3 protein-coding genes and 7 pseudogenes are annotated in these 5,381 nt (G+C 44.5%); 6 read left to right on the top strand and 4 right to left on the bottom strand.

What is annotated here, in order from left to right:
- Both J1784_RS00535 and J1784_RS00540 read right to left on the bottom strand, forming a co-directional pair.
- A pseudogene (locus J1784_RS00535) lies at nt 1-220 on the bottom strand (arylsulfatase); the annotation flags it as partial.
- Between the two features lie 375 nt (nt 221-595).
- A pseudogene (locus tag J1784_RS00540) lies at nt 596-1,293 on the bottom strand (IS1 family transposase).
- A gap of 125 nt (nt 1,294-1,418) precedes the next feature.
- On the opposite strand from J1784_RS00540, the gene J1784_RS00545 reads away from it, so the two are divergent.
- On the top strand, nt 1,419-1,628 hold the full coding sequence (locus J1784_RS00545; protein ID WP_420803937.1) for an autotransporter domain-containing protein: 210 nt from the start codon (nt 1,419-1,421) through the stop codon (nt 1,626-1,628).
- 239 nt (nt 1,629-1,867) lie between these two features.
- Here J1784_RS00545 and yahO read toward each other — a convergent pair whose 3' ends face one another.
- Nucleotides 1,868-2,128 carry a DUF1471 family periplasmic protein YahO gene (gene yahO, locus J1784_RS00550; protein ID WP_420803938.1) on the bottom strand — a complete coding sequence of 87 codons (261 nt, stop codon included), beginning with the start codon at nt 2,126-2,128 and terminating at the stop codon, nt 1,868-1,870.
- A gap of 285 nt (nt 2,129-2,413) precedes the next feature.
- On the opposite strand from yahO, the gene J1784_RS00555 reads away from it, so the two are divergent.
- The 5 genes and pseudogenes from J1784_RS00555 to J1784_RS00575 all read left to right on the top strand — a co-directional run.
- The gene (locus tag J1784_RS00555; RefSeq protein WP_217147613.1) at nt 2,414-3,370 is read left to right on the top strand and encodes a hypothetical protein; all 957 of its coding nucleotides are present in this window, start codon (nt 2,414-2,416) and stop codon (nt 3,368-3,370) included.
- Nucleotides 3,371-3,454: 84 nt separating this feature from the next.
- Nucleotides 3,455-3,574, top strand: a pseudogene (locus J1784_RS00560) (IS6 family transposase); the annotation flags it as partial.
- A 147-nt stretch (nt 3,575-3,721) separates the two neighbouring features.
- Nucleotides 3,722-3,958: pseudogene (locus J1784_RS00565) on the top strand (IS110 family transposase); the annotation flags it as partial.
- Nucleotides 3,950-4,048, top strand: a pseudogene (locus J1784_RS26690) (reverse transcriptase); the annotation flags it as partial. The pseudogenes J1784_RS00565 and J1784_RS26690, both read left to right, overlap by 9 nt.
- 80 nt (nt 4,049-4,128) lie before the next feature.
- A pseudogene (locus J1784_RS00575) lies at nt 4,129-4,587 on the top strand (IS3 family transposase); the annotation flags it as partial.
- 229 nt (nt 4,588-4,816) lie between these two features.
- Here J1784_RS00575 and J1784_RS00580 read toward each other — a convergent pair.
- A pseudogene (locus J1784_RS00580) lies at nt 4,817-5,381 on the bottom strand (hypothetical protein); the annotation flags it as partial.

The following is a 5,381-nucleotide window of genomic DNA, read 5'->3' on the forward strand; positions in this document are numbered from 1 at the left end:
GCGTTTTATATCCAAGCATTCCCTGGTTATAGGTACTTAAATTCCAGTAACCAATGTCATCGCCAAAAATCACAACAATATTGGGTTTAGAGCTGTCTTGTTTGGGGGCATTTTCAGGCGATCCCGCTGCAGGCTGGGGATCTGCTGCCGCTGCAGCACTTGATATCAGTGCGAGCATGCTGGCAACCATCGTTCGCCTGAAAGATACTTTGTCAACCATGGTGGTCACTCCGTTCATTAGGGGCAGGGATTAAGGCAAATTGAGTATAGTCAAGTTTTGAGGCGTAACATTACATTTTGAATTAAAAGGTAATGATCAAGTTTCAAACTATGAAATGATCAATTCCCCCTGTGAAATATGAACGGACGATCATGCCTTATTTTAATAATAGGCAATGATTTTCTTTGTTTAATTTTAAATTTAACAAAGCAAATCATGCGTCAAGGGCTCTGAGTATTTTGAACAGAGAGAATGGGGGCCTAAGATTTCGCTGCCTGAGATTTTTATCAACACTGTGAAGTCAGGCTCAAAATTTATAGCTGTAATTCATGCTGAAAAAGTACAGGGGGTCACGTATTCAATATGGAGATCCGGTTATTGTAAGTAATGCTCACTCTCGATGAACGTACCGATTACCTGATCATGCATTTCTGCTGATTTTGAGTACCCGAGAGTCTTGCGATTGAGTCGTTTTAACCGTTTACGAAGATTCAGTTTTTTTCGCTCAATGCGTTGCGTGTAAAGCTTGCCTGTGATGTGATTTTTACCCGGCACCAGTTCATAAGCGCTGAAGTTATCTGTTCACCAGAAGGCAACATTGAAGCCCGACAGTAACCCCAGTAATTTACGCAGCGTCTTTCTACTCCGGCCCCCGAAAGCATGGGCAATAATGCGTTTGAGACGAGGCTCCCATGCATACCACAGCCAGCTTTGTTGCTTCTTATTGACAATAAATTGCTATATTTCATGAAGTTAGCAAATAATCTGAATCTGGAGATTGTCCAGTGGGAGTGTAGTTACACATCGCGGCGAGAGTTTTTTAAGGTGCGAACAACGGCATTGATACTGATATCTAGCGCTCGGGCGGTGTCACGAATGCCCGCATTGTTCATTGCAAGATCGACAATCTGTTCTTTCATTCCGGGCTGACAGGCACGATAGGTATAGTCGAGCTGGAAAGTACGGCGGCATAACTGGCAGCGATAGCGCTGATGCCCGGTTTTACCCTGACGATGTTTTTTAACGGATTCGGTTTGCTAACAAAAAGGGCATTTTACGTCAACTTTAGCCATCAAATGCACTCTGCAAAAAGCGTGATTTTATAACATGATCAACGCGTTGAATACTTGACCACCATATCAGCTGGGCGCTGGAACCGCTGGCGCAGCTTATCTGGCAGCACAGTGATTTCGACAGCGTGATAATTCCGGGCGATGCCAAAACCCGTGCCTCAGTCAGTGCGGACGATGCGGTAATTGGTCACCTCGGCGTGCGTCTGACGACACAATATGACACCGAACACGGCACCGTGAAGCCGTATGTGCGGGTTAACTCGTGGCAGGAATTGTCAGACGGCAGTGACACCACCACCTACGTGAATACCAGCAACAACGTCGGCGACCAGTGAAGTGCAGGCGTATACCGAAGTGTGTAAAAGCTACCAGAACGGCGCCTCGAAAAGTCAGATTTCCAATGTTGTGAGCGGCACGGTCGGGATAACAATCCGCTTCTGATGGCAGGGCAGGATGCCCTTTGATTTTGTATTGCGTTAAGGGGACGAAAAAGCCCAACAACAAGCCCGAATCAAAATGGACTTTTTGTTTAATGCTTAAAATTACTGCGCTGCGGCAGACTTATTTTTCTTACTCATTTTTTCTTATAGGGGGCAGCAGTGCCGTGGATTTTGTTATTTGTGTTGCCTGAGGTTAATACGAAGACGTCGCCGCCTTTCTTATCAGCCTGCTTGGAAAGGTTTTCGATTGCGCCAGATTGAGACGTTTTGTTCGAGGTGCTCACAGAGCCGAGTTTGGTGTACTGGGATTCCACTTTTTTAAACTCCGATTTTTTCATCATCTGAGCGGAAAAAGCGCTGGTGGAGATCAGACCTGCAAGAGCCAATGCCAGAATTACGCTAATTTTTTCATGATTGGCTCAAATGTCAGAATCCCCATAACGGGAATAAACTGTGCTTGCCATAAGCGATTTTATAATTACTCTGTTTGCGACAAACCATAGGGTAAACAACAATTTATAACTAAAGTCAAGTAATAGACAAGGAACTAAATAATTTCAAGGCTGAAAGCTATAATTACAGGGATACGCAATATATCACCGCTTATCCGTATGTACGGGACACTCTGGCAGGTTTTATCTGATCGCAGCTACTATGGGTTCTGATGAGAATGTCAATTCTTGACTATAGTATTTGAGAATGCTTCATCTCAACAATTCAAACCTGAGCTTTTTAATGCCCTTCGACTAGTTAATCTAGGAGTAAACCTTATGGATGTTCGGTATGTATCCAAGAAGAAGATAAGTTTATGGAAGAAACTCCTCCCATTATTCATCACTCACTCTATAAACAAAGGAGATCCTTATAATTATTACATGGTTTATTTTTATGATATCACTAGAGCACGCTTTATCCTTTCTGGTTATGAAAATGAAGAAGTGGTTTTACAGCAATGGGACTCAGCAGTTCAAACGTGGTCTAAGACATCCATTGTTCCTGTTTCAAAAATAAATGAGTTCGAATCGGAAATCATTCACTACCGGCGCAATGGGTCGATTTTATTTTATTCAATAACATCGTTTTATATAAATCAGTACACTAGGTTTACCTACGCAAAAAACCTTTTAGATCGTATAAGGGGGCGATTAACGTCGGATTTTTACGCAAAAAGAGAAGTTAAAAGTCGTGATAGAATAGCGTTACTTAACCTTATGATTAAAGAATACATTTGGCAAAAACCTTCACACCCACATGCAGGTATGAGAATAACCGACATCATCGATATGCTTTATGGTAAACTTTGGTATAAACATATTCGCAATGAAGAATTTCGCAGAAAAGTGACTTTAATTTTGCAGTCGTTGGTCATAACAGAGGATTTAACACAAAAGGATGAACGCTATTATGTTCAAGGTAAATCAATAACAACAGTCGTCGAACACGAAAAAGAGGAAAGGAGGAACTCTCAGTATGTAAAAATACAAAAAAACATTTTACGCTTGATGCTAATTATTACTTTCTCTACGCTTGTGGTCACTGTTGCAATTCTATCTCAGGCTGGAATAGTTGATCTTCATAATATTTGGGAATACATCATTAATATTAAACCTCTTCGTTTTTTATTAAAAATAATTTAGTCAAAGTGATGCTGAATATAGATTTCTGTCGCATTAAGCGGCTCATCAGGTAACATGCTGTTTTTTTTATGATGTTGCCTGCCCATGTCCCTGACCCGAAATGCTTTCAAACGCCTGCATTATCCCGTTGATATCATCGCTCAGTGTGTTCGCTGGTATCTGGCCTACTCCCTTAGCCTGTATAATCTCGAAGAGATAATGGCAGTGACCTGCCCCCAGGATTAGATACAACGCAGCATGTTTCCTGCAAATTCAGAGCCATGATACCTATTGAGTGCATCCAGCTAGCGTTTAAGTCAGCTATTTTCTACAACTTGTAATGTCTGTGTCTGTCACAAGTGGAGAAAATCAATGAACACTTTAGTTATTAACATCAGTGTGTCGGGGACTCTGATTGCCCTGGATATCGCTAAAAAACATCACGATGCAAAAATTCGGCACCCGGATGGACGAACATCCTACCTGCGTATTGAAAATACCCTGGAAGGGTTCAACCGACTGCTTGCGCTTACCGCTTCACCCCATGAAGATATTATCGCTGCATTTGAACCTACAGCTGATTATCACCGTAACATCGCATGGTGGTTACCCGAAGGTAATCCCTATCTGAGGACGGAAACCAGAAACACTTATACATCGCGCTACACTGAAGTGGTAATGGCGTTCGCCAGCGTTTAAATGGAGAGCCGGATGCGCTGAAAGGTGCACGTCCGGTTCGGGGAGGAGAGGCAGGGAAATAGTCCGACTATGCCCTGCCTCTTACTCTACTACGTACCTGGCAGGGTTGGCTATATCTGGCCGTGGTCATCGATCTGTTTGCCCGTAATGTGGTGGGCTGGTCAATGAAACCGACGCTGTCGCGTGAACTTGCACTGGATGCGCTGCTGATGGCCGACTGGCGGTGTAAACCTGCCGAAAGCGTGATGGTGTACAGCGATCAGGGCAGCTAGTACGGTAGTGATGACTGGCAGCGGTTCTGCCGGGGCAATAATCTGACCCCGAGCATGAGTCGCCGTGGCAACTGTAGGGATAATGCTGTGGCAGAATCGTTCTTCAATTCACTAAAAAAAGAGCGTGTCAGAAAGAGAATATATAAAACCCGGGACATGGCCCGGGCGGATATATTCGATTACATCGAAGTATTCTACAACCGAACCCGACGCCACAGTCATCTCGGTGGTGTTAGCCCTGAGGTCTTCGAAAAGGCCTTACCGTGAGGACAGGAACTGTCTAGGGAAACGAGGTCACTCCACTTAGCGACAAAATCTGTCTGGATATAGCAGGTCAAGATCACTGGGGAAAATGAATCTGGCAGCACTTAATCAGCCGTAAGCGAAGGTGAACAGCAGTTTGGCGGCGTGGGGCAATAAACATGGATCATGGATGTAAATTATGAATATCCCCGACCGAAGTCGGGGATGGATTAAGATAATAACACGTCAAGGATTAGGCGATCTGATGCAGCTCCAGACCGTGCTGAACCAGCAACTCAACGTCACTGCTTGCATGCTGATAGACTTCGTACTGAATGCCACCGGCTGTCACTACACCACTATCGTGCCAGGTGTTGTGTGCCAGACCTTCGACTTTCAGCTCAACCACATCACCCTGATCGCCCGTCACGGCCAGCTGTTGCTTGCCGTCCTGCGAAAATAGATTCGGATGGGCTTCGCTGAGAATGTCGTTCAGTGTCAGATGAAGGGTATTCTGCACATGATCTGTCATATCGACCGCTGCAGTTGATTTATGGGAATCGTCAATCTGAGCAAGAGCCAGAATATCGTGATGATCTGTGGCTTCCTGGCTGGCAAGCATGGCACTTTGCAGAGAGGAAACATGAGATTGGTTACCCCAGTCAATTTCATCCACCACGACGTAATAACTCGCGTGGATTAACACATAAGAAATATTTTCGCCTGCCGGCGCCGTATAACTGTAGTCGGATGTAGGAACCGGCGTAGTAGGACTTGTGGCACCTGTGGCACGGAGATGCTGGACTTCAAGCAATCTC

The sequence above is a fragment of the Rahnella ecdela genome (assembly GCF_019049625.1).
GTDB classification, from domain to species: domain Bacteria; phylum Pseudomonadota; class Gammaproteobacteria; order Enterobacterales; family Enterobacteriaceae; genus Rahnella; species Rahnella ecdela.